Origin of the sequence: Microvirga makkahensis, assembly GCF_009830105.1 — a bacterium.
Lineage (GTDB): Bacteria > Pseudomonadota > Alphaproteobacteria > Rhizobiales > Beijerinckiaceae > Microvirga > Microvirga makkahensis.
The window spans coordinates 41,435-65,136 of the sequence record NZ_WURB01000001.1; the positions used below are offsets into that span (position 1 = coordinate 41,435).

General features: G+C 64.0%; 24 protein-coding genes and 4 tRNA genes. 12 read left to right on the forward strand and 16 right to left on the reverse strand.

Features of this window, described 5'->3' with window-relative positions:
* Positions 1-808: 808 nt before the first annotated feature.
* The 8 genes from rplA to GR328_RS00280 form a co-directional block, all read right to left on the reverse strand.
* A complete protein-coding gene (gene rplA, locus GR328_RS00245; protein ID WP_160882538.1) occupies positions 809-1,507 on the reverse strand; it encodes a 50S ribosomal protein L1 in 699 nt (232 codons plus the stop codon).
* Positions 1,508-1,517: 10 nt separating this feature from the next.
* Positions 1,518-1,946, reverse strand: coding sequence for a 50S ribosomal protein L11 (gene rplK / locus GR328_RS00250; protein WP_160882539.1), 429 nt, complete (start codon positions 1,944-1,946; stop codon positions 1,518-1,520).
* Positions 1,947-2,114: 168 nt separating this feature from the next.
* Positions 2,115-2,648, reverse strand: a complete 534-nt coding sequence (gene nusG / locus GR328_RS00255; RefSeq protein ID WP_160882540.1) for a transcription termination/antitermination protein NusG — start codon at positions 2,646-2,648, stop codon at positions 2,115-2,117.
* Between the two features lie 12 nt (positions 2,649-2,660).
* Positions 2,661-2,861 carry a preprotein translocase subunit SecE gene (gene secE, locus GR328_RS00260; protein WP_160882541.1) on the reverse strand — a complete coding sequence of 67 codons (201 nt, stop codon included), beginning with the start codon at positions 2,859-2,861 and terminating at the stop codon, positions 2,661-2,663.
* A gap of 159 nt (positions 2,862-3,020) precedes the next feature.
* Positions 3,021-3,097, reverse strand: a tRNA-Trp gene (locus tag GR328_RS00265).
* A 46-nt stretch (positions 3,098-3,143) separates the two neighbouring features.
* Positions 3,144-4,334, reverse strand: a complete 1,191-nt coding sequence (gene tuf, locus GR328_RS00270; protein ID WP_160882531.1) for an elongation factor Tu — start codon at positions 4,332-4,334, stop codon at positions 3,144-3,146.
* A gap of 234 nt (positions 4,335-4,568) precedes the next feature.
* Positions 4,569-4,642 (reverse strand) — tRNA-Gly (locus tag GR328_RS00275).
* A 17-nt stretch (positions 4,643-4,659) separates the two neighbouring features.
* Positions 4,660-4,744: transfer RNA gene (locus tag GR328_RS00280), tRNA-Tyr, on the reverse strand.
* A 188-nt stretch (positions 4,745-4,932) separates the two neighbouring features.
* Here GR328_RS00280 and GR328_RS00285 point away from each other — a divergent pair.
* On the forward strand, positions 4,933-5,784 hold the full coding sequence (locus GR328_RS00285) for a TrmH family RNA methyltransferase (protein WP_160882542.1): 852 nt from the start codon (positions 4,933-4,935) through the stop codon (positions 5,782-5,784).
* A 215-nt stretch (positions 5,785-5,999) separates the two neighbouring features.
* A complete protein-coding gene (locus tag GR328_RS00290; RefSeq protein WP_160882543.1) occupies positions 6,000-7,709 on the forward strand; it encodes an MFS transporter in 1,710 nt (569 codons plus the stop codon).
* 81 nt (positions 7,710-7,790) lie between these two features.
* On the opposite strand, the gene GR328_RS26600 is transcribed toward GR328_RS00290, so the two are convergent.
* Positions 7,791-8,105, reverse strand: a complete 315-nt coding sequence (locus tag GR328_RS26600; protein WP_170304090.1) for a hypothetical protein — start codon at positions 8,103-8,105, stop codon at positions 7,791-7,793.
* Between the two features lie 139 nt (positions 8,106-8,244).
* Between GR328_RS26600 and GR328_RS00295 the strand changes: the two genes are divergently transcribed.
* A tRNA-Thr gene (locus tag GR328_RS00295) sits at positions 8,245-8,319 on the forward strand.
* A 49-nt stretch (positions 8,320-8,368) separates the two neighbouring features.
* Here GR328_RS00295 and GR328_RS00300 read toward each other — a convergent pair.
* Positions 8,369-8,542, reverse strand: a complete 174-nt coding sequence (locus GR328_RS00300) for a hypothetical protein (RefSeq protein WP_160882544.1) — start codon at positions 8,540-8,542, stop codon at positions 8,369-8,371.
* A 140-nt stretch (positions 8,543-8,682) separates the two neighbouring features.
* On the opposite strand from GR328_RS00300, the gene GR328_RS00305 reads away from it, so the two are divergent.
* On the forward strand, positions 8,683-9,483 hold the full coding sequence (locus GR328_RS00305; RefSeq protein ID WP_160882545.1) for a TrmH family RNA methyltransferase: 801 nt from the start codon (positions 8,683-8,685) through the stop codon (positions 9,481-9,483).
* A 96-nt stretch (positions 9,484-9,579) separates the two neighbouring features.
* Positions 9,580-10,578 (forward strand): MBL fold metallo-hydrolase, encoded by a 999-nt coding sequence (locus tag GR328_RS00310; protein ID WP_160882546.1) that lies wholly within the window; start codon positions 9,580-9,582, stop codon positions 10,576-10,578.
* A gap of 128 nt (positions 10,579-10,706) precedes the next feature.
* Here the strand turns inward: GR328_RS00310 and cutA are convergent, their stop codons facing one another.
* Entirely contained in the window at positions 10,707-11,036 is a 330-nt protein-coding gene (cutA, locus tag GR328_RS00315; RefSeq protein WP_160882547.1) for a divalent-cation tolerance protein CutA, read from the reverse strand.
* Positions 11,037-11,086: 50 nt separating this feature from the next.
* Between cutA and GR328_RS00320 the strand changes: the two genes are divergently transcribed.
* From GR328_RS00320 to GR328_RS00330, 3 genes are read left to right on the forward strand one after another with little or no spacing between them, the layout of a single operon-like run.
* Positions 11,087-11,860, forward strand: a complete 774-nt coding sequence (locus GR328_RS00320) for an NAD kinase (protein ID WP_160882548.1) — start codon at positions 11,087-11,089, stop codon at positions 11,858-11,860.
* Positions 11,861-11,911: 51 nt separating this feature from the next.
* Complete coding sequence (locus GR328_RS00325) at positions 11,912-12,391, forward strand: MaoC family dehydratase (RefSeq protein ID WP_160882994.1); 480 nt, start codon at positions 11,912-11,914, stop codon at positions 12,389-12,391.
* A complete protein-coding gene (locus tag GR328_RS00330) occupies positions 12,391-13,263 on the forward strand; it encodes an HpcH/HpaI aldolase/citrate lyase family protein (RefSeq protein WP_160882549.1) in 873 nt (290 codons plus the stop codon). Before GR328_RS00325 ends, GR328_RS00330 begins: the two co-directional genes overlap by 1 nt.
* Here the strand turns inward: GR328_RS00330 and GR328_RS00335 are convergent.
* Positions 13,260-13,868 (reverse strand): flavin reductase family protein, encoded by a 609-nt coding sequence (locus tag GR328_RS00335; protein WP_160882550.1) that lies wholly within the window; start codon positions 13,866-13,868, stop codon positions 13,260-13,262. The two genes, GR328_RS00330 and GR328_RS00335, sit on opposite strands and share 4 nt — an antisense overlap.
* A 61-nt stretch (positions 13,869-13,929) precedes the next feature.
* A complete protein-coding gene (locus GR328_RS00340; RefSeq protein WP_160882551.1) occupies positions 13,930-14,493 on the reverse strand; it encodes a nitroreductase family protein in 564 nt (187 codons plus the stop codon).
* 334 nt (positions 14,494-14,827) lie between these two features.
* Here GR328_RS00340 and GR328_RS00345 point away from each other — a divergent pair, with 334 nt between their 5' ends.
* The 4 genes from GR328_RS00345 (at position 14,828) to GR328_RS00365 (ending at position 20,589) form a co-directional block, all read left to right on the forward strand.
* Positions 14,828-17,209 (forward strand): YfhO family protein, encoded by a 2,382-nt coding sequence (locus tag GR328_RS00345; RefSeq protein ID WP_246215615.1) that lies wholly within the window; start codon positions 14,828-14,830, stop codon positions 17,207-17,209.
* Positions 17,210-17,230: 21 nt separating this feature from the next.
* On the forward strand, positions 17,231-18,169 hold the full coding sequence (locus GR328_RS00350) for a hypothetical protein (protein ID WP_246215616.1): 939 nt from the start codon (positions 17,231-17,233) through the stop codon (positions 18,167-18,169).
* Positions 18,170-18,300: 131 nt separating this feature from the next.
* Positions 18,301-19,674 carry a CBS domain-containing protein gene (locus GR328_RS27040; RefSeq protein ID WP_246215617.1) on the forward strand — a complete coding sequence of 458 codons (1,374 nt, stop codon included), beginning with the start codon at positions 18,301-18,303 and terminating at the stop codon, positions 19,672-19,674.
* 126 nt (positions 19,675-19,800) lie between these two features.
* Entirely contained in the window at positions 19,801-20,589 is a 789-nt protein-coding gene (locus GR328_RS00365) for a hypothetical protein (RefSeq protein ID WP_160882553.1), read from the forward strand.
* 93 nt (positions 20,590-20,682) lie between these two features.
* On the opposite strand, the gene thrS is transcribed toward GR328_RS00365, so the two are convergent.
* From thrS to GR328_RS00380, 3 genes are all read right to left on the reverse strand, one after another.
* Positions 20,683-22,695, reverse strand: coding sequence for a threonine--tRNA ligase (thrS, locus tag GR328_RS00370; protein ID WP_160882554.1), 2,013 nt, complete (start codon positions 22,693-22,695; stop codon positions 20,683-20,685).
* A gap of 67 nt (positions 22,696-22,762) precedes the next feature.
* Positions 22,763-23,113: a membrane protein insertion efficiency factor YidD gene (gene yidD / locus GR328_RS00375; RefSeq protein ID WP_160882555.1), complete on the reverse strand. Its 351-nt coding sequence runs from the start codon at positions 23,111-23,113 to the stop codon at positions 22,763-22,765.
* Positions 23,113-23,559: an iron-sulfur cluster assembly scaffold protein gene (locus tag GR328_RS00380; RefSeq protein WP_160882556.1), complete on the reverse strand. Its 447-nt coding sequence runs from the start codon at positions 23,557-23,559 to the stop codon at positions 23,113-23,115. Before GR328_RS00380 ends, yidD begins: the two co-directional genes overlap by 1 nt.
* Between the last annotated feature and the right edge of the window lie 143 nt (positions 23,560-23,702).

Consider the following 23,702-nt stretch of genomic DNA (forward strand, 5'->3'; position numbering starts at 1 on the left):
GTTCAAGGCGAGCAGGAGGTGGCTGGAGAAGAGCGCAGCATCGGGCAGCATGATCTGCAACGCACCGCGCCTGGCGAACAGCCTGCCGTGGAGAGGGTGGAGCGAACATGCCGGTTACATGCAACCGGATAACGGGAGTGGAGTGGAGCGGTTCGCCGGGGCCCCAGCAGAGTTCCGGCGCTGTTTCGGGCACGCCGCCCATATCGAGCCATTTCCAGCAAAGCCGGCACGATCGTAACGGCTGTCCCGAGCAACATGGCGGCGTGCTGGGTGGCGCGAGAGATGGATTGCCTGCGACCAGACGGCCAGCGAGAGCGCCTACCATCACGAGGATCGAAGCAGTCTTGAAGAGGACTTAGGCAATGGCCCAGATCAGGACTTGCCGGCCTGTTTCCGCTGTAGAATTGCAGGCTTCATAGCACCAGAACCCGATCCGCCCGAATCGATCCCTTGGCCAGTTCTCCCATCGTGCTGCGCCCCGCATTCCTGAGTTGCACCCCGTCGTGCCTCCCGCGCCGGGATAGGTGCCGCGCAGCCGTTGAGCCCCCGCACGGCAGAACTGCCGCTGCAAGGGATCATCGTCTGTCGCCGGGGTTCGCGCTCTATCCTGTCGTTTCAGGCCGCGGGGCTGCACCGCGCCAGAGGCTGCAGGATTTCCGGCCTGCAGGACCGCTTGACGGGATGGAAGTGGACGGCCCGTCGCGATCGGATGAACTCGCTAGTCCCCTCTGCAGGTCGCAGCCCGGCCACCAAAGAAAAAGCCCGGCGACAGGCGCCGGGCTTTCGCTCTGTTCAGGCAACCGCCTGATTAGCCGTTGAGGACCGACGAAGGATCAACCTTAACGCCCGGACCCATCGTCGAAGAAACGGCGATGCGCTGGATGTAGGTGCCCTTGGCGCCCGTGGGCTTGGCCTTGGAGACCGCATCGGCGAAAGCCTTGATGTTCTCCACGAGCTTGCCTTCCTCGAAGGAGGCCTTGCCGATGCCGGCATGGATGATGCCTGCCTTTTCGACGCGGAACTCGACGGCGCCGCCTTTGGCGGCCTCGACGGCGCTCTTGACGTCCATGGTCACCGTGCCGACGCGCGGGTTCGGCATCAGGCCGCGCGGGCCGAGCACCTTACCGAGACGGCCGACGAGGCCCATCATGTCAGGGGTGGCGATGCAACGGTCGAACTCGATCGTGCCGCCGTTGACGGTTTCGAAGAGATCCTCTGCGCCCACGATGTCGGCACCGGCGGCCTTGGCCTCCTCGGCCTTCGGCCCGCGGGCGAACACGGCCACGCGAACCGTACGGCCGGAGCCGTTCGGCAGGTTGCAGACGCCACGGACCATCTGGTCGGCGTGACGGGGATCAACGCCCAGGTTCATCGAGATCTCGATGGTCTCGTCGAACTTCGCCTTGGCGCGGTCCTTGATCAGCTTCACCGCATCCTGAAGCGGATACAGCTTGTTGGCATCGATGCCCTCGCGGGCGGCGCGGATGCGCTTACCTTCCTTAGCCATCGTGCCCTCCTTACGCCACTTCCATGCCCATCGAGCGCGCGGAGCCCTCGATCATGGCCATGGCGGATTCAACGGTGTCGCAGTTGAGATCGACCATCTTCTTCTCGGCGATCTCGCGGATCTGGTCGCGGGTAACGCGACCGACGTTGCTGCCCTTGCCGGGGGTCTGCGAACCCTTGTCGATCTTCGCGGCCTTCTTGAGGAAGTACGAGACCGGGGGCTGCTTCATCTCGAAGGTGAAGGAACGATCCTGGTAGGCGGTGATGATCACCGGGATCGGCGTGCCCTTCTCCATCTGCGCGGTCTTCGCGTTGAAGGCCTTGCAGAATTCCATGATGTTCAGACCGCGCTGACCCAGCGCAGGACCGATCGGCGGCGACGGGTTGGCCGCGCCGGCGGGCACTTGAAGCTTAACGTAGCCCGCAATTTTCTTTGCCATAGGACTGCTCCCAATGGTCCACCTGTCCGGAGCCTGACCGAACGAAGTGGAAGTTGCAGATCGCGGTACAGTCCCTTGTCCCCGGCTGGCGACCGGGCAGACCTCCCGCGGATGAAGGCTCTCGGAAAGAGCCGGAAGGCGGCGCTTTCAGGGCCGCCTTCAAACGGATCAGATCTTCTCGACCTGGCCGTATTCGAGCTCGACCGGCGTCGCGCGGCCGAAGATGGACACCGCCACCTTGAGGCGGGCCCGGGAGTGATCGACTTCCTCGACCACGCCGTTGAAGGATGCGAACGGGCCGTCGGAAACGCGCACCTGCTCGCCGACCTCGAAGCTCACGGATGGCTTGGGGTGATCCACACCCTCGGCCACCTGCCCCTTGATGCGCTCGGCCTCACGATCCGGAATCGGAACCGGCTTGGCCTTGTCGGCGCCCAGGAAGCCCGTCACCTTCGGCGTATTCTTAATGAGGTGGTAGACTTCGTCGGTGAGGTCGCACTTCACCAGGACGTAGCCCGGGAAGAACTTGCGCTCAGTGTCGACCTTACGGCCGCGGCGAACCTCGACCACCTTCTCTGTCGGCACCATGACCTCTTCGAACTTGTCTTCGAGGCCGCGTTGCGCCGCCTGGTCCTTGATCGACTGGGCCACCTTGTTTTCGAAATTCGAGTAGGCGTGGACGATATACCAACGCTTCGTCATGCCATCCACCCCTTAACCGCCAAGCCCGAGGATCACCGAGCGGACGCCCCAGCCGATCGCCTGATCGACGATAAGAAAGAATACGCTCGCCAGCACGACCATCACGAACACCATCGCGGTCGTGATCATGGTTTCCTTGCGCGTCGGCCAGGTCACCTTGGCGGCTTCCGAGCGGACCTGCTGTATGAAATCGAACGGGTTCGTCTTCGCCATTTCGCTTGCGTCCACAGGCTTATGAGAGGCTGCGAACGTCCCTAAGGGCACGCTCAAGCCCAAATTGAAGGGGCGCGAAGCTGCCCAGAGCCTCGCGCCGCCTGTTCAAACCATCTTGCGGACGCCTCATATTCGAAAACGTCCGCTTTGTCGACCCGCTGGCAGGAGTGGAGGGACTCGAACCCCCAACCCCCGGTTTTGGAGACCGGTGCTCTAGCCGATTGAGCTACACTCCTGCGAGCGGGTCGACAGGTGGCGGTCCGACCGCCACCCGACTTCTTGTTAGTCCATCACGGCGGCGACGACGCCGGCGCCGACGGTACGACCGCCTTCACGGATGGCGAAGCGCAGCTTTTCTTCCATGGCGATCGGAGCAATCAGCTCCACTTCCATCGTGATGTTGTCGCCCGGCATCACCATCTCGGTGCCCTCGGGCAGCTTCACAACGCCCGTCACGTCGGTCGTGCGGAAGTAGAACTGCGGACGGTAGTTGCCGAAGAACGGCGTGTGACGCCCGCCCTCCTCCTTCGTCAGGATGTAGGCTTCGGCCTTGAACTTGGTGTGCGGCCGGATCGAGCCGGGCTTGCACAGCACCTGGCCGCGCTCCACGTCCTCGCGCTTCGTGCCGCGCAGCAGAACGCCCACGTTGTCGCCCGCCTGGCCCTGGTCGAGCAGCTTGCGGAACATCTCGACGCCCGTGACCGTCGTCTTCTGCGTGTCGCGAAGACCCACGATCTCCACTTCCTCGCCGACCTTGATGATGCCACGCTCGACGCGGCCCGTCACCACCGTGCCGCGGCCCGAAATCGAGAACACGTCCTCGATCGGCATCAGGAACGGCTGGTCCACCGGACGCTCCGGCTGCGGGATGTAGCGGTCCACCTCGGCCATCAGCTCGAGAACCCGGTCGCGCCCGATCTCAGGCTGACGGTCCTCCAGCGCGCACAGCGCCGAGCCCTTCACGATCGGAATGTCGTCGCCCGGGAAGTCGTACTTCGACAGAAGCTCGCGAACCTCAAGCTCAACCAGATCCAGAAGCTCCGGATCGTCCACCATGTCGACCTTGTTCATGAACACCACCAGCGCCGGCACGCCCACCTGGCGCGCCAGAAGGATGTGCTCGCGCGTCTGCGGCATCGGGCCGTCCGCCGACGACACCACCAGAATCGCGCCGTCCATCTGCGCCGCGCCCGTGATCATGTTCTTCACGTAGTCGGCGTGGCCGGGGCAGTCCACGTGCGCATAGTGCCGGTTCGTGGTCTCGTACTCAACGTGCGCCGTCGAGATCGTGATGCCGCGCGCCTTCTCTTCCGGAGCCTTGTCGATCTGGTCGTACGCCGTAAACGTCGCCCCGCCAGACTCCGCCAGAACCTTCGTGATCGCCGCCGTCAGAGACGTCTTGCCATGGTCAACGTGACCAATCGTCCCGATGTTGCAGTGCGGCTTCGTCCGCTCAAACTTTTCCTTCGCCATTGATCTCTACCTTACATAGGCCAGGAACAAAAAACCCAGGGCGTCCGATATTGCGGTTGCGCCAAATGCGCAAGTGCCAATTTCAGTCTTGCAGGACGTAATTACGGGACAAGCCATCTCAAAGCCCCTCTTCCGGAAGCCCAGAAAATCGCCCGACCCGAATTCAGGCCCTCACCCTAAGCTTGAAACCTGAAGCGATCACGCACTTTCGAACGACGGAACTTGCGGAAGGCTTGGAGCGGGTGAGGGGAATCGAACCCCCGTATTCAGCTTGGAAGGCTGCTGCTCTACCATTGAGCTACACCCGCATGCCCTGCCAGTTGGATGGTGGGGGAAGTAGGACTCGAACCTACGAAGGCATAGCCAGCGGATTTACAGTCCGCCCCCTTTGCCGCTCGGGACATTCCCCCTTGCCAACCCTGACGCAGCGCGTCGAGGTCTTCACCCGAAGCGCCTCACACTGGTGCAGCCGCTCGGTGGCGCTCTTATGGTGACCCGCTTGCCCTGTGTCAACAGCAAAGAGCAATGTTTGTGAGAGATCGTGAATACGCCCGCTCTGTGTTATGGGCGTGCCTTCACCATACGAGAGCCAAATGCCATGAGCGAGCGCCCCTTCCCTTCACGCAAGCCCCGCTTCCAGCGCCCGCAGGGCAAGAAGCAGGCCCGCCGCGAGTCTCAAGCCTGGCGGCCTCCGCACGAGATCGACACGACGATCCTCTATGGCTGGCATCCGGTCGTAGAAGCCCTTCGCAACCGCAAACGGACGATTCGCCGCCTCCTGACCACGGAGAACTCGTTGCGCCGCCTCCAGGAGGAACTGGGCACCCCCCTGCCTCTGGAGCCGGAGATGGTGCGCCCGGACGACATCAACCGCCTCCTGGAACCGGATGCCGTCCACCAGGGCCTCTACGCGGAGGCCGACCCCCTGCCCTCCCCCTCAGTGGAGACCTTGAGCGGCAGGCGCCTGGTTCTCGCGCTCGATCAGATCACCGATCCGCACAATGTGGGTGCCATCGTGCGCACGGCCGCGGCCTTCGACGTGGAGGCCATCATCACCACCGCCCGCCACAGCCCGGCCGCTACGGGCGTGCTGGCCAAGTCCGCGTCCGGCGGCCTGGAGCACGTTCCCTTCATGATCGTGAAGAACCTCGGCGACACGCTGACCGCCCTCGGCGAGCGCGGCTTCCAGCGAATCGGCCTTGATTCGGAGGGCGAGGCCAATATCGACGAGCTGCCCCTGAGACTCCCTCTCGTTCTGGTCCTCGGTTCCGAAGGCAAAGGATTGCGGCAGAGAACCCGCGAATGCTGCGATGTGATCGGCAGGCTCGACATGCCCGGAGAGATCAAGAGCCTCAATGTCTCCAATGCCGCGGCGATCTCGCTTTTCGCTGTGACAAAGGCGGTTGCACAGTCCGGCACCTCACGCGACAGCGCTCCGCCAAGCACCTGATAGAAAAGGAATTTTCCCTCTTTTCCAAGCCTCTTAGACGGAAGTCGAAAATACGAATTGGCAATTGTGGAGCCTAAAGGCGGCGCTAGCCTCACCTTCCATAGGATGCCTGGCCACACGTATGGCCAAGGCGCCTCAGCTCAGGCGAACGACGCACCGCTTGAAGCGACAGATCCGGACCACCGGACTGACCCAGAATGGAAGGGAACGCTATTATGGCAACAGCAGCCACCACAACGCGTACGGCCGCCGCACCGCGGCCGATGACGCGTGAAGAGAAGAAGGTGATTCTCGCCTCTTCGCTCGGCACCGTCTTCGAATGGTACGACTTCTACCTCTATGGATCTCTCGCCACGATCATCGGCGCGCAGTTCTTCTCCGCGTTCGACGTGACGACCCGCAACGTCTTCGCACTCCTCGCCTTCGCGGCGGGCTTCCTGGTCCGTCCGTTCGGCGCGATTTTCTTCGGCCGAATTGGCGACCTCGTCGGACGCAAATACACCTTCCTGGTCACCATTCTGATCATGGGCTTTTCGACCTTCATGGTCGGCCTGCTGCCCAGCTATAACCAGATCGGCTGGATCGCTCCCGTCGTCCTGATCGCGCTGCGCATGCTGCAGGGCCTGGCACTGGGCGGCGAGTACGGCGGCGCTGCCGTATACGTGGCGGAGCACGCCCCCGTCGGGCGTCGCGGCTTCTACACCAGCTTCATCCAGACCACGGCCACCGTCGGCCTCCTGCTCTCCCTTGCCGTCATCCTCGTGCTCCGCACGTGGATGGGCGAGCAGGGCTTCCAAACCGGTGCGGACTGGCCGATCGCCGGCTGGCGCATTCCGTTCCTGCTCTCCGTAGTGCTTCTTGCCATCTCGGTCTGGATTCGACTCCAGATGCAGGAATCGCCCGCCTTCAAGAAGATGAAGGAAGAAGGCACCCAGTCGAAAGCTCCGCTGAAGGAGGCTTTCGGCCAGTGGCGCAACATGAAGATGGTGCTGATCGCCCTCGTTGGCCTCGCCATCGGCCAGGCTGTGGTGTGGTACACGGGCCAGTTCTACGCCCTGTTCTTCCTCCAGAGCATTCTGAAAGTCGACCTGCTCACCTCGAACGTGATCATCGCCTGGTCGCTGATTCTCGGCACCGGCGGATTCGTCGTGTTCGGCGCCCTGTCGGACAAGATCGGCCGCAAGCCCATCATTCTCGGCGGCTGCCTGATCGCGGCGATCACGTATTTCCCCCTCTTCGGCGCCCTCACCAACGTCGTCAGCCCGAACCTGACCCAGGCTCTCGAAACGGCGAAGGTCCAGGTCGTGGCCGATCCTGCCACCTGCGGCTCCGTGTTCGATCCTGTTGGCATCCGCACATTCACCGCTCCGTGCGACGTCGCTCGCGTGGCCCTGGCCCGCGCCGCGATCAAGTACGAACTGGTCTCGGGCCCGGCCGGATCTCCCACCAAGGTCACGTTCAACGGCAAGGAGACTCCGATCGATCCGGCCGTTCCGGCCAGCATCACGGCGTTCTCCAACGCCGCGGTGGAGGTGGGCTATCCCAAGGCCGGCGACCCGAGCATCCTGAAGGTCGACGGCTTCTTCTCGGCTCTCGGCAACGCCCAGGCCCTCAAAGCCATCGGCATCGTCACGCTCTTCGTGATCTACGTCACGATGGTGTACGGCCCGATCGCGGCGGCCCTGGTCGAATTCTTCCCGACCCGCATCCGCTACACCGCGATGTCGCTGCCCTACCACATCGCCAACGGTTGGTTCGGCGGCCTGCTGCCTCCCACGGCCTTCGCGATGGTGGCCGCCACCGGCGACATCTACTACGGCCTGTGGTACCCGATCGTGATCGCTCTCGTGACTTTTGTGGTCGGCCTCCTGTTCGTGCCGGAGACGAAGGATCGCGACATCATGACCTACGAGGGTGCACGCTAAGCGCCCCTGTTCCCGTCGGACGAAAACGGAAAGCCCCGCCTCAGGCGGGGCTTTTCATTTCTGCGACAGGCGGTGTCGGGATCAGTAACAGGTCGTGACCCGCCGCACGATCCAGCCTTCGCCCTCCACGAAAAGCCGCTTGCGAGATCGGTCACAGGTGGAAGTATCGACCGCATCCGTCTTGATGGAGCCGGTCTCCTCCACATCCTGCGCGGCCACGGCCGTGCCTTTGTCCTTCAAGGCCTCGGCGGCAGAAGCCTCGCGCGACAGACGGGCAGCTTCCGCCGGCAGCGGCGCAAACGCGATTCCGGCTGCGACTGCGAGAAAGGCAACGAACGCAACATTGCTCCCACAAAGATAATTTCTTCTTGTGCTGGAACCCTTTAGGGTTGTCATGGCACCATCTCCTTAACCATCCTTTCCTCGACAATTCCACAATCGGAGGATGGTTTCGGTGCGCGGGAGCACTTAATTTTTACCTGTCAAGGGAACTTGCGTCCTAGCTGTGGTGCTGCTACCTCAGCATCACACGATAGCCGGTGTAGCACAGCGGTAGTGCAGCGGTTTTGTAAACCGAAGGTCGGGAGTTCGATCCTCTCCACCGGCACCACTCACATTTCCTTGATCGACCGGACGCAGGTTCAAGCCCCCTCGAACCTTCAGCGGACCCGTTCCTTGCCCCAGTTCTCATGCGCGGCCTGTTCGGACGCCTCGCGCTCCACCCGGTTCAGCCTGTTGCGGCGATTGGCGAAGACGAGCATGAAAACTCCCATCAGCAGCGGCCCGCCAACGATCACGAGAGCCCAGACCCATCCGTCTGCGATGTCGAACATTTCAATCTCCTCGGTAAGGGACGCGACGCGGCCCTTCATATGTCGAAGGGCTAACCGGGAGCGAAAGTCGTTGTTCCGCCCGCCTCGCTGTCATAGGAGAGTGCCCGCCGCGCAAGCGATGGTGGTCGTGAGGGACGCCGATGCCGATAATCATTTCCGACCCGGAGGATCAGCGGATCGAGCCCTATCGCGCGGTGCGCGAGAGGGATCTGGTCGGGCGTCAGCACCGCTTCATCGCCGAGGGCGAAGTCGTCCTGCGCGTGCTGCTGAAGCAGCCCCGCTTCGAGGTCGAATCCCTGCTCCTGGCCGAGAACCGCATCGGCAGCCTGAGCGATGCACTTGAGAACCTTCCGCCGGATGTGCCCGTCTATACGGCAAGCCGGCAGGTGATGGACGCCATTGTGGGCTTTCCGATCCACCGCGGCATCCTGGCCGTGGCCCGGCGCGCCCCGTTGCCCCCAGTCGAAGGCTTCCTGGCAATGCTTCCCCAGGAGGCGCTGATTGTCGGCCTGGTGGGACTGGCGAACCACGACAATGTTGGAGGCATTTTCCGCAATGCCGCCGCCTTCGGGGCTCAGGGCGTGTTGCTCGATCCCGAGAGTTGCGACCCTCTGTATCGGAAGGCGATTCGCGTATCCGTCGGAGGTGCCCTCGTGGTGCCCTTCACCCGCGCCGCATCCGCCGATGCGATGGTGCAGGCCCTTCAGGCAGCGTCCTTCGACATCCTCGCGCTTTCTCCCTCGGGAAGGGAGGTCCTTTCCCAGGTGAGGCCCACGCGACGCATGGCACTGCTGCTTGGCGCCGAAGGGCCGGGCCTGCCCGCCGAACTGCTGACCCGGACCCGCACCGTGTCCATCCCCATGAGCAGCGGTTTCGATTCGCTCAACGTCGCCACCACGAGCGGCATCGCCCTGCATCACCTGACCTCAGGAGGCCCCTGAGAGGCCCCCTCCCGCTCGCTGAGTTGTGAAGGGCCATTCCCTTGTCCGGAAGCTGGACCGTTCTAGGCTCAGGGGATCGATGTCGGGAGAAGACTCATGACCATCACACGCCGTGGCATTCTAGCCGGTACCGCTCTTGCCGCCGCTCCCCTTGGAGGAATCACCGCCTTGGCCCAAACCCATACCGCGACGCCCAGCGCTTCGGCTTCCCCCACCACCACCGGATCGCGCCAGGCGCCGGGCTTCTACCGTTACAAGGTCGGCGACATCGAGGTTACGGCCATCAACGACGGCTTCGCGCGGCGCCCTCTCGAGGGATTCGTCAGGAACGCGGAACTCAAGGACGTTCAGGCCGCCATGCAGGAGGCCTTCCTGCCGGTCGACGCCCTGCCGATCACCTTCAACACTCTCGTCCTGAGCCAGGGAGATCGGCTGACCCTGATCGACAGCGGCAACGGCGACATGGGCGCGCCGACCGCCGGCCGCTGGATGGAGAACTTCCGCGCCGCGGGCTTCGATCCCGGTCAAGTGGATACGGTGGTGATCAGCCATTTCCACGGCGATCACATCAACGGCCTTCGCCTGAAGGACGGCACGGCGGTCTTCCCCAATGCCGAGGTGATGGTGCCGGAGGCCGAATGGGCGTTCTGGATGGACGATGCGCGCATGAACCAGGCCCCCGAGGGTATGAAGGGAGCCTACCAGAATGTGCGCCGGGTGTTCGGTCCCATCGCGAAGGACGTCAAGCGTTACGGGATGGACAAGGAGATCGCGCCCAGCCTCACGAGCATCGCCGCCCATGGCCATACGCCGGGCCACACGGCCTATATGCTCTCCTCGGGTTCCGACAGGCTGATGATCATGTCGGATGTCACGAACCACCCAGCCCTGTTCGTGCGGCATCCGGACTGGTCGGCCATCTTCGACATGGATGCCGACCAGGCCCGTGCCACCCGCCGCCGCATGCTCGACATGGCCGCTTCCGAGCGGACGCAGGTCGCGTTCTACCACGCCCCCTTCCCGGCCACGGGCCATATCGCGAAGGAAGGAAATGGCTATCGCTTCGTGCCGGCGCAGTGGAGCTCCCAGGACTGAGCTCCGCTTCGATCTCGCGCTGCCTTCCTGTCACGTCATCACCGGCCTCGTGCCGGTGATCCCGCTTTGATCAGCGCCTCTCCTGTCGGAGCGGGACCGCCGGGCAAGCTCGGCATGACAGGTCGGAGCTACTCTCTCTCACCTGCAGTTTCCTCGAGGAGCCAGTCCAAGGTGGCCGCGTCCGTCCCCGCAGGCTCGATGAAGAAGATGACCGGCGTCTCGTAAGGATGCCGGCCCCTCAAGGCCTCCTGGACACGCTCCTGCAGGCCCTTCCGGGTCTTAAGGATGCCGACCGCCTCCTCGCCGCGCTCGACGGTCCCTTTCCAGGCATAGACCGAGCGCATTCCCGGCAGAACGTTGATGCAGGCGATCAGGCCGTCGCGAACCAAGCCTTCCCCGATCTCGAGCGCGGTGTCCACATCGGGAAAGGTCGTATAGACGAGAAGCGGGCGTTCCATGTTATGCCTGTACCTCGTGACCCTTTCAGGAGCAGCGAGGGTATCTGGGCATGGCCCGTCGTTTCAACAAGATTGCATTCGTGGCCAGCGCTGCGCCCGAAGCGCAGAGCGCGCTCGCAGCCCTGATGAGCCGCTATGAGCACGTCGCCCCGGGAGATGCGGACGTGATCGTGGCGCTCGGCGGCGACGGACTGATGCTGCAGACGCTCCATGCCACCATGGGCGCCTCCAGGCCTATCTACGGCATGAACAAGGGCACGGTCGGATTCCTGATGAACGAGTTCAGGGAGGACGACCTGTTCGAGCGACTGGAGAGCGCGGAGCGCAGCGTCGTCCATCCGCTCCTCATGGTCGCCTGGGACATTCACGGCGTGGCGCACACGGCGCGAGCCATCAACGAGGTCTCGATGCTGCGCCAGACCTATCAGGCCGCGAAACTGCGCGTGAGCATCGATGGCCGGGTGCGCATCACCGCGTTGATCGCCGACGGCATTCTCGTGGCCACGCCCGCCGGGTCGACGGCCTATAATCTATCCGTCGGCGGCCCGATCCTCCCGCTGAACTCGCCGCTCCTCGCCTTGACTCCGATCTCCGCCTTCCGGCCCCGCCGCTGGCGGGGCGCGCTGCTGCCGGACTACGGCAAGATCGAGATCGAGGTTCTCGAAGCCGAGAACCGCCCGGTGAGCGCGGTGGCCGACCACACGGAGTTCCGCAACGTAACCCGCGTGCACGCATCCATGGACCGGAGCGTCGACCTGGTGATGCTGCACGATCCCGGGCACAGCTTGGACGAGCGAATCCTGCGGGAGCAGTTCGGCTATTGATTTTCAAGAGGCATGGGCGACATGCCCTTTCCGGCACAGGAGGACAACGCGATGAACGATGAGGACAGGCACCCGCGCGGCGGCCTCTATTTCGAGGATTTCGTGGTGGGTACCGTCATCAGGCACCGTCTGACGAGAACGGTGACCCAGATGGACAACATGCTGTTCTCCAACATGACGCTCAACCCCCAGCCGCTCCACATCGACGCGCATTTCTGCGCCACTGAGACGGAATGGGGCAAGCCGCTGATGAACTCCCTGTTCACCCTCGGATTGATGATCGGCATCTCCGTCAACGACACGACGGTGGGCACGACCATCGCCAATCTCGGGATGACCGACGTGAGGTTTCCCGCACCGCTCTTCGAGGGCGATACCGTCAGCGCGACGACGGAGATCGGCGGCAAGCGCGAGTCGAAGTCGCGCCCGGATGCGGGCATCGTCGAGTTCATCCATCGTGCCTACAAGCAGGACGGGACGCTGGTCGCCGAGTGCCGCCGCCAAGCCTTCATGCGCAAGAGGAATGCCTGATGCGCTCGCTCCTGTTCGTTCCTGCCGACAGCCGAAAGAAGCTCGAGAAGGCCCTCGCCTCGGGGGCTGATGCCCTCCTCATCGACTTGGAGGATTCCGTCGATCTGAAGGCGAAGGAGGAGGCCCGGCGCGTCGCAGCGGACTTCATTGCCGAGCATCGTGCCTCTCCTGAGCGCCCGCGCCTCTTCGTGCGCGTGAACGGGCTCACGACAGGCCTGATTGATGCTGATCTCGACAGCGTGATGAAGACCGCGCCCGACGGGATCGTTCTGCCCAAGAGCGTGGGCGGCGCTGACGTAGCGCATCTGGGAGCGAAGCTCGCGGTGCGTGAGGCCGAGTTCGGCCTCGACGACGGCGCGACCCGCATTCTTGCCATCGCCACGGAGAACGCGGCGGGCGTCTTCGCGCTCGGCACGTTCTCCGGCGCGAGCCACCGGCTTATGGGACTTACCTGGGGCGGCGAGGATCTCTCCGCCGATCTCGGCGCGGAGACCAACCGCGACGGGAGCGGTGCTTACACCGATCCCTACCGCCTCGCCCGTTCGCTCACATTGTTCGGCGCCGCGGCGGCGGGCGTCGACGCCATCGATTCGGTGTTCACCAATTTCCGCGACATGGAAGGTCTCGCAGCCGAATGCCGCGCTGCCCGACGCGATGGCTTCGTGGCCAAAATGGCGATCCATCCCGCCCAGGTGCCCGTCATCAATGAGGCGTTCACGCCGTCACCGGAGGCCATCGAGCGCGCCCGGGCCGTGATCGAAGCCTTCCAGGCCAATCCCGGCGCGGGCGTCGTCGGCGTCGACGGCGAGATGCTCGATCGTCCGCATCTCCTGCGCGCGGAGCGGCTGTTGCGGCGGGTGGGGCGGTTCTAACCGCTTGGCCGCGTCATCGAGAACTTCGTCTCGGGCGTCGCGACGAAATAGTCGCGATAGCCCGAGCGGGCGATGGGGCGCATGGCCGCCGTATCGACCTTTCCGTCCACGATATAGCGATCATCGATATGAATCCCGACCACCTGGCCGATCACCAGGTAATAGGACGGCTCGCCGCCGCCGAGGGGCGCCAGCTGCACGGTCTGCAGCCACCTGCATTCGAGGGCAGCCAACGCCTCCGCCACGCGCGGAGGCTTCACGAGGCGCGAGGGCGCGGCGTCGAGGCCCGCGTACGCCATCTCGTTTTCGCCGCGCGGCAGAGGAGCGGAAGTGGCATTCATCCTTTCGCGCAGGTCGTAGGTGGCGAGATTGCAGACGAATTCCTTCGTCTCCTCGATGAAGGTGAGTGCATCCTTCCTCCCCGCCGACGAGAACGCTACCATCGGGGGACGATCGGAGACCGCGTTGAAGAAGGAATAGGGCGAGAGATTGACCTCCCCCTTCGCGCTCATGGCCGTGATCCAGCCGATCGGGCGGGGCGTCACGATGGCCTTGAACGGATCGTGCGGCAGGCCGTGGGCGTTGCTAGCGGTTTCGTAGAACATGAGGCCCTTTCCGGTGAAGTGGATACCGGTTCGCCGCAAGGCGATGCGACGAACGGAACTTTCAGAACCGTGTCACAATGGCGGCGAGGTTCGGCCGGTCGCGATCGGTCGGTTTTTCCTTGGCCGTGCCGATATGGATGAAACCCGCTATCCGTTCGTTCGGCGCCAGACCCAGCGCATCGAGCACCCGACGATCGAAGCAGGCCCAGCCCGACAGCCAGGAGGCGCCATAGCCCAGAGCCGTCGCCGCGTTCAAAAGGTTCATGCACACGGCCCCGGCCGAAAGAACCTGTTCCCATTCCGGGATCTTCACGTGAGGCACGGTGCGGGAGACCACCGCCACCACGAGCGGGGCCTTGGAAAACCGCTCTCGCTCCGCCGCAACCTTCTCCGCATCCGCGTGCGGGTTGTCAGCCAGGAAGGCCTTGACGAGAACCTCCCCCAACCGCTGCCGCGCCTCGCCGTCGATGAGGATGAAACGCCAGGGAACCAGCTTGCCGTGGTCCGGCACCCGAGCCGCGGCGGTGAGCATGGTCTCGATCTCGTCGGCGCTCGGCCCCGGCTCGCCCAGCCAGCGCGGCGGCACGGAACGACGGCTCAGAAGACGGGAAAGGCTTTCATTCATGGGATCTTCATCCAACCCGAATAATGTGGAACAATGATTGCAAGTGCCTGTGAACGACGAGGGCGGAGGAGCATGGGGCCTGCCTTGGTCTCACCGCCTTGCTCCTGTTGAGGACACGGACGTTCCAAGACGCGATCCGTTGCATAGGGAACAAGCGGCAATGGATGTATAGGGGGAGCGCAGTGACACGCCAAGCCGATTTCCATCCTGCATGCCGAAGAGGTCCGCCGAGGGTGGAGCCGTTGCCTGCGCGTAGCGCCGCCTGAAGCGCATGCAGATATTCTTGCCCGGATCCAGCGATCCTACCCCGCCCCCGGCATGGTCGGGGCGCCGGATGCTTCTGGCCCTCGGCCTCATCCTGGCCGGCTGGGCCCTGGCTGCCGCCGTCTGGCCGCTGACCGGCTCCGTGGTTCCCTGGGATTCAAAGAACCAGTTCTATCCCACCCTACGCTATCTCGGGGCGGCGCTCTCCAACGGCGAGCTGCCTCTCTGGAACCCCTACCATTTCGGCGGGCATCCTTCCGCTGCCGATCCGCAATCGCTGCTGTTCACGCCCACCATGCTCCTGTTCGGCTGGCTCACGCCCCAGCCCTCCATGGAGTTGTTCGATCTTGTGGTCTTCGCTCACTTCCTTCCCGGCGCACTGGCCTTCGTCCCCCTCTTCCGGCGGCGCGGCTGGCATTGGTCGGGCGCGGTGGCGGCGGCCCTGGTGTTCATGCTCGGCGGCTCGGCCAGCGCCCGCCTGCAGCATACGGGGATGATTCTGAGCTACGGCTTCCTTCCCCTGGCCCTCTGGCTGCTCGAGGAGGCTTTGGACCGGCGCTCCTACCGCTATGGCGTTCTCTTCGCCCTCGCCGCCACCCTGATGGTGATCGGTCGCGATCAGGTGGCCTTTCTCGGCGCGCTGACCCTGATCGGGGTGGCCGCGCATCGGATTTGGTCGGCCCCGCAGCGCTCGGCCTACTTCCGCTCCCGCCTGGGCCTTCTCGTCACCGTGGCGGCGATCGGCGGCGCGCTGCTGGCGGTTCCGGTCACCCTCACGATGCAGTTCCTCGCCACCTCGTCGCGACCCTCCTTCGGCTTCGGCGTCGCGGCCATGGGCTCCCTGCCTCCGGAGAGCCTGGCGACGATCCTGTTCGGAAACATCTTCGGCTCGCTCCGCTGGACCTACGATTACTGGGGCCCGGACTGGCACAGCCTGGCCGAGGGAACCTGGACCGACCGCGCGACCAATTACCTGTTCATCGGCACGATCCCGGCCCTCTTCCTTCTCTGGCACGGCATCGCCGCCGGCAGGATCTTTGCACGCGAATTCCGTTTTTTCCTCGTCGTCGGTGTGCTGGCGCTCTTCTATGCCCTTGGCCGCTACACCCCGGGTTTTGAGGTGATCTTCGATCACCTGCCGGGCGTGAACCTCTACCGTCGACCTGCGGATGCCACCTTCCTCGTCAATATCGCGCTTGCCTTCTCGTCGGGCTATCTCGTGCATCGCTACGCCACGGAGGGGATGCCGCGCTGGAGCGTGGCATCCCTTGGTCGGCTCCGCATCGCGCTTCCGGCCCTGGCGATCACGCTCGTGGTCGCCGCCATCGGCAGCGGCATCGCCTTCGCCATCGAGGGCGGCCATGTTCTCTCCGCCCTTTCGGAAACAGGCGTCGGCCTCGTCGCGGCAGCCCTGGTCATGGTACTTGCGGTCAGGCTGGGCGGCAGCGCGTATCGGCGAGAGGGACTTGCCGCCGTTCTCGTGGTCATGACCGGCGCGGAGCTGATCGGCCGCCACGCAGCCTCGGCCCTGAATGCCGAACCTGCGGAGCGCTACACGGTCTTTACCAGATTGCCGCCGGAACAGCTCCAGGGCCTCCAGATTCTCAAGCGGGAGCTGGCGGAGCGCCACAGGCGGGGCGAGTATCCCCGCGTAGAGATCCTCGGGCTGGCGGGCTCCTGGCAGAACGCCTCTATGGTTCTCGAGATCGAGGACATCATCGGCTACAACCCCCTGCGCCTCGCCGATTACGAACGCGCCGTCGGTCCGGGCGAAAACGCCGAGGACCCCAATCTGCGCCAGTTCCCGGCCACGTTCCGGGGCTATGAATGCGAGCTCGCGGGTCTGCTCGGTCTCGACTATCTCGTCCTCGATCGCCCCGCCCAGAAGCTGCCCCGGCATTTCCCCCGCCTCGCCGACGCGGAGGTGGTCTACGGAATGGGCAAGATGTGGATCTACCGCCTCAATAGCGGCGGACGGCGCGCCTATGTGGCCTATCATGTGCAGGCCGTGGATTCGGAGGCCGTGGTAGGAGCGGACGAACTGCCCGACTTCGACCACGAGACGGAAGCGCTGATCGACCGGGAGAGCATGCCCCTCCTCAAGGCTTCTTACGCCTCTCTCCGCCCCGGCGCCGGGAAGCCCGCGGGCAAGGTGAGGATCGTCAGCTACAGGCGAAACTCCGTGACCCTGGAGGTCGAGAGCGCGGAACAGGGCGTTCTCGTCCTCCATGACATCTATTATCCGGGCTGGGAGGCACGGGTGGACGGAGTGCGTCGGCCGGTGCTCCGCGCGAACCTGCTGTTCCGCGCCGTGGAGGTGCCGGCAGGCAAGCACCGCGTGGAGTTCGAGTTCCGTCCCCTCTCCCTCGAGAATTTGGTTGCGGCGGCGTCCAATCTCGTGGAAACCGAGGACGCGCGGACCCAGACCGCCGTGGCCGCTCCTGTGCGATAGCGGGATTTTTGAACTCTTTCGATGATGACGTTCCTGAACACTCGCCTTCCGATCCTGCTCCTTCTGACGTCGCTGACGACCGCGACGGCTTCAGCCCAGACCCTGACTCAGCCCCTCGGCGGATCGCCTCAGCCCTTCGGCCAGACGCCCCCCAGCGTGCCTTCTCTCTCGCAGACCCCTCCCCCCTCGCTTCCCCTGAAGCAGGTATCGGTCAGTGCGAGCGCCGTCTTCTCCGAGAGCAACGAGCCGATCCGCTCCGGCCTGATCTGGCGCGTCTTCGAGGATCGGGGTGACACCTCCCACCCGAACATCGTCGCCCGCTCCGGCAGCCCCACCCCCAGCTTCACCCTGGCCCCTGGCAACTACATCGTGCATGTGACCTACGGCTTCGCCAGCGCATCGAAGCGCATCAGCGTCCAATCGGGAAATTTGAACGAGCGCCTCGTTGTCAGCGCGGGCGCGCTCAAGCTCAGGGGCGCCGTCGGCGAGACCCCCATTCCCGCGAACCGCATGTCGTTCTCGATCTATGTACCGGAGGCCCAGAACTCGGAAGGCAAGCTCGTCATCGCCAACGCTAAGCAGAACGAGATGATCCGCCTGCCGGAGGGCACCTACCACGTGGTGTCCACCTATGGAGATGCCAACGCCATCATGCGCTCCGACCTGAAGGTCGAAGCGGGCAAGGTCACGGAAGCGACCCTCAATCACCGTGCGGCCACCATGACGCTCAAGCTCGTCGCCTCGGAGGGCGGAGAGGCCTTCGCAGGCACGGCCTTCAGCGTGCTGACTCCCGGCGGCGACGTGATCCGCGAGGCCATCGGCGCGTTCCCGTCCGTGACGCTCGCGGAAGGCGAATACGTTCTGATCGCCCGTCACGAGGGAAAGGTCTACACGAAGGACTTCAAGGTCGAGAGCGGCCTCGACCGGGACGTCGAGGTTCTCGTGACCGACAATCCCTGAACCTTTTCACCCTCCCCGCATTGACCGGACACATTCGGTCGCGCCGGGCATGCGTTCCAACCTCTCGCGCATCACGCGGATTCCGCTTTCGGGTTCGAGGCCAAGGCGTGACCTTGCGAGGGATGAAGCTCATGAGGATTTCAGACATCATGACCCGCAACGTGCGCGTGGTCTCGCCCGACAGAACCATCCAGGAGGCCGCGCGCCTGATGGACGAGATGAATGTCGGCGTGCTGCCCGTCTGCGACGGGCGGCGCTTGCGCGGCATGATCACGGATAGGGACATCACCATTCGCGCCACGGCGGCGGGACTTCCGCCGGACACGACCCGCGTGCGCGACGTCATGACGGACGATGTCTGGTGGTGCTTCGACGACGACGACGTCGGTCATATCGTCCAGCTGATGAGCGATCACCAGATCCGCCGCCTTCCCGTGGTCGATCACGACAAGCACCTCGTCGGCATTGTCGCGCTGGGGGATCTCGCCACCGACAGCGAAAGCGACGCGTCGCGCGCCCTGCACCGCATCTCCACTCCGTCCGAACCCGACCGCACGGGCACGCCGACCTCGGCGCGCGCCGACCAGACCCGTGGCGGTCAGGCACGGCTGAGCAATGACGAGCGGCGGGAGCTGGACCGGCGTTTGGGGCGCGAGGATGACGATTGGCGCCATCGCCCGCACGATTACCGCGAGAGCGGCCGCAGAACAGCGGAGCGCGACGAAAGGCGCGGCGGCGTCGAGTTCCGCTTCCGCGACGAGGACGACGTGCGGGCGGCGTTCGGCAGCTTCGGCCATCCCGGCGAGGAAGGCATGCGCGATGCGCGGATGCGCGGCGGCTTCGGCGGCGAGGGCTATCAGAGCTACGGCGACGAATATGCGGGCCGCGGCTCCGCCGGACGCGGCTATCATCCGAAGCGCTACGGCGCGTCCACCATCACGGGCGAGCGCGCCCGCCCCGGCGACGACAGCAGCGAGAGCGACCGTCTCATGCAGGATCGCGAGCGCACCTGGAGCCTCGTGAACGAGCGCCGCGACCACAGCAATTATGGCGTCGGCCCCGGCAACACCCGCTTCGGCAACGACGCCACCGCGAGCCGCGGCGAGGTTCGCCGCGAGGATCACCGTGGGCGCGGACCGCGGAACTACCAGCGTTCCGACGACCGCATCCGCGAGGACGTGAGCGAGCGCCTCGGCGACGACGTGCGCGTCGATGCATCGGAAATCGAGGTGGTGGTGCAGAACCGCGAGGTCACCCTCACCGGCACCGTGCGGGACCGCAACGAGAAGCGCTGGGCCGAGGACATCGCCGAATCCGTGTCGGGCGTCGCGCATGTGCAGAACAACCTGCGCGTCGGCCAGAGGCAGGGCGGGCACACCACCGGCACCGAAGCAGGCGATGCGGTCGCAATGAGCGGCAATCCGGGCAGCGGCACCGCAGGCGCTACCGCAGGTTCGGCGTCGGGCGGACGCAAGAGCGGGCGTCAGCGGCAGACGAGCGAGTGATCAAGACGAGGACCACTGTCGATCGAGCATGACTTCAAAGTCATCTTGAGCCACTGAGAAGATTCGAGTATAATATATCGTATCTTCTCATCCTCTGTGGCTGGATGTTCATTGAATGTGCGCTCCATGACCGACAATGATAATGGCATCAGGGGCCGCATTTATTTTCCGGGCAGTCCTTGGCCGAATGGGCATCAGATCGCGTCCTTCAATTGGACTGCGCTTCTCCATCCTCAGTATGGAAGCTACATTTCTGATGCCTCCCGGCGCAGTCCTGCATTGGCTATGTGCTTTGAGCTAACGACAGAAGACTACTACGCGAAAGACGGGACGCATTTAGCAGCAGGCGAAGAAAACGAAGATGATGATGATGCGAGTAGCGACGATTGGAGGTCGAGGGTCGTCTGGAACAACTATAACAAGTGCTGGATAGGGCCGAGCCAGACGTCATCCGCACCGGGAATTCCCGTTTCGGATGGAACCAAACCTTTCGATTTTACCTGCGACGAATATTATTTTTCCGCCAACCCGCTTCCTGTTGACTGGAATAATTTTTTCCAAGAGCAGGCATTCGGCATCTATCTCCTTGGGCATGACGCCGTCGCAGATCACAAGATTCACCTTCACAGCCGTCAGCCCGATGGCAGCTATACTCTCGATTGGAGCGGCAAAATCGCCCTGTACTATGCTGGGGAGACAGACTTCGAGTACGACTTCATCGCACGCGTCGAAGGCGTGCGTTTTGATGCCATCAGCCTTTTTTATGTCAATCCGACTTGGGCCAAAGAGTATTTCGGACTCGACCTAGATCCTAACGTTACGCCTCATCAACGGATCGCCCCGTTTGTCGCAAATCCAGACGACTTCCGGATCGAAGAAAGGAATGGTGTGCTGCACGCGGTCTACAGGACTTAGGTACACCTTCGATGCTGCAAGCCGGGCGGTCCAACCTCAAGCACAAGAATTTCAACTCCTCCCATCGAGAGGGGAGGAGTTGATTGACCTACCTCACGCAACCGTCCGCTCGACCACATGATGACCGTCGAGAGTGGCGTGCGCGTCCGGTTCGGACACCGCCTTGGCGACGCGCCTGCGGTCCGGCGTGATCGCCTCCAGCGCGAGTGCCCGCAACGCATCGTCGAGCGACATGGTCTGCTGATTGGGGCTACCGAGACGGCGGATCGACACCGTGCGCTCGGCCGCCTCCTTCCGGCCGACCACGAGCAGCACCGGCACCTTCACCAGGGAATGCTCGCGGACCTTGTAATTGATCTTCTCGTTGCGAAGATCGGCCTCGACGCGCAAACCCATCGCCTCCGCGGCCCTCACCACTTCCATGGCGTATTCGTCGCCCTCGGAGGTGATGGTGGCCACGACCGCCTGTACCGGCGCGAGCCAGAGCGGGAAGTGCCCGGCGAAGTGTTCGATCAGGATGCCGGTGAAGCGCTCCATGGAGCCGCAGATCGCGCGGTGCACCATGACGGGGGTCTTCTTCTGGCCGTCCTGGTCGACATAGAACGCGCCGAACCGCTCCGGCAGGTTGAAGTCCACCTGCGTGGTGCCGCACTGCCAGTCGCGGCCGATGGCATCACGCAGCACGTATTCGAATTTCGGCCCGTAGAACGCGCCCTCGCCCGGGTTGATCGCGGTCTTGATGCGTCCGCCCGACTGCTCCTCGATCTGCTTGAGAACGCGGGTCATCACCTCCTCGGCGTGGTCCCACATCTCGTCGGTGCCGACGCGCTTCTCAGGCCGCGTGGAGAGCTTCACGACGATCTCGTCGAACCCGAAATCGGCATAGGTCGAGAGGATCAGGTCGTTGATCTTCAGGCACTCGTCGGCGAGTTGGTCTTCCGTGCAGAAGATATGCGCGTCGTCCTGCGTGAAGCCGCGCACGCGCATGAGCCCGTGCAGCGCGCCCGACGGCTCGTAGCGATGCACGTTGCCGAACTCGGCGAGGCGAAGCGGCAAGTCGCGATAGGACTTCAGGCCGTGTTTGAAGATCTGCACGTGGCCCGGGCAGTTCATCGGCTTGATCGCGAAGACGCGGTCATCCTCGGTCTGCGTCGCGAACATGTTCTCGCGGTACCAACCCCAGTGACCGGAGGTCTCCCACAACGCCTTGTCGAGGATCTGCGGCGCGTTGACCTCCTTGTAGTCGCCCTTCAGGCGCCGGCGCATGTAGGAGATCAGCTCCTGAAACACCGTCCAGCCCTTGGGATGCCAGAAGACGACGCCCGGTCCCTCCTCCTGGAAGTGGAACAGGTCCATCTCGCGGCCCAGGCGGCGGTGGTCGCGCTTCTCGGCCTCCTCGAGCTGCCGGATATAGTTGTCGAGGTCCTCCTGGGAGGCCCAGGCGGTCGCATAGATGCGGGTGAGCATCGCGTTGTTCGAGTCGCCGCGCCAGTAGGCGCCCGCCACCTTCATAAGCTTGAACGCATTACCGATCTTGCCCGTGGAGGTCATGTGCGGACCGCGGCACAGGTCGAACCAATCGCCCTGGAAGTAGATCTTGAGGTCCTGGCCCTCGGGAATCGCGTCGACGAGCTCGACCTTGTAGGTCTCGCCCTTTTCCTTGAAGATCTGCTTGGCCTTGTCGCGGCTCCAGATTTCCTTCGTGAAGGGTTTGTCGCGCGCGATGATCTCGCGCATCTTCGCCTCGATGGCCGGGAAATCCTCGGGGGTGAAGGGCTCGTTGCGGGCGAAATCGTAATAGAAGCCGTTCTCGATCACGGGACCGATGGTCACCTGCGTTCCCGGGAAAAGCTCCTGCACGGCTTCCGCCAGCACGTGCGCGCAATCGTGCCGGATCAGCTCCAGCGCGCGCGGATCCTCGCGGTTGAGAAACTCGATCCTACCATCCTTCGTGATCGGATCGGCGAGATCGGTCACGGTGCCGTCGAGAGTCATGGCGACAGTGCGCTTTGCGAGCGACTTGGCAATGCCCTCCACGATCTCGCGGCCGGTGGTGCCGGGGGCATATTGGCGCTGGGCGCCATCGGGAAATGTCAGGGTAATCATCTCACAAGGTCTCCTTGGCTCACTCCTGCCAACGAAGCAGGTAAGCGTAGTCCCCACGATTGGGGGTTTAGGAAGTGCGGCGGTCGTCAGGCGCAACCGCCTCGCATGTGATCGCAGAAGGAATATCCGGCGCGTTCACGCCCCGCCAGCGACCGTAGGCCCACGGCTTATACCAGCCTGAGCCGTCGGGCAATGTTTCGGGAACGAGGTCGATGCCGCGAGTGCCGAACGGCCCGCAACGGCAGATCCGGGCGAAGCCCATCCATCCTCCGGCCCAGAAACCGTGCTTCTGAATGGCCTCGTCCGTGTACTCGGAGCAGGACGGCAGATGCCGGCACTGGCGGCCGACGAGTCCCGAGAGGCTGAGCTGATAGCCCCGGATCGCCCAGTGGGCCGCCCGCTGGACGGGGCTCGGCATCACTCCAGCTCCCCGGGCCGCCGCGCCTCGATCCGGTCGAGGGCATCGACCACCGCGTCGAAGGTGAGAAGAATCGACGCGTGACGGGCCTTGTACTCCCGCAGAGGCTCCAGGACCTTTAAGTCCTCCCACTTGCCCTGCGGCGGTTCGCCGCCAGCCTTCAGGAGACGGGTCGCCGCCTCTCTCACCTGCCGCAGCTCGCCCGCCGTCGAGCCGATCACGTGCCGCCCCATAATGGCGGAGGAGGCTTGGCCGAGCGCGCAGGCCTTCACGTCGTGGGCGAAGGCCGTCACCACGTCGCCGTCCAATTTCAGGTCAACCGTCACGGTGGAGCCGCAAAGCCTGGAACGAGCCGTCGCCGACGCATCCGGCTCGGGCAGCCGCCCGAGATGAGGAATATTGGCCGCAAGCTCCAGGATGCGGCGGTTATAAATATCGTTCAGCATTCCGGTCTAGACATCACAAATGGGAATGTGCTCCACATTCTCTATATAAGCACCATGACCGAACTCCGCGACAGGCTGCGTGTTGGCTTATAGCGGAAGGCGGGAGCGGAAAGGCCGGGAGCATCCCCTGCTTCCAGAGAGTT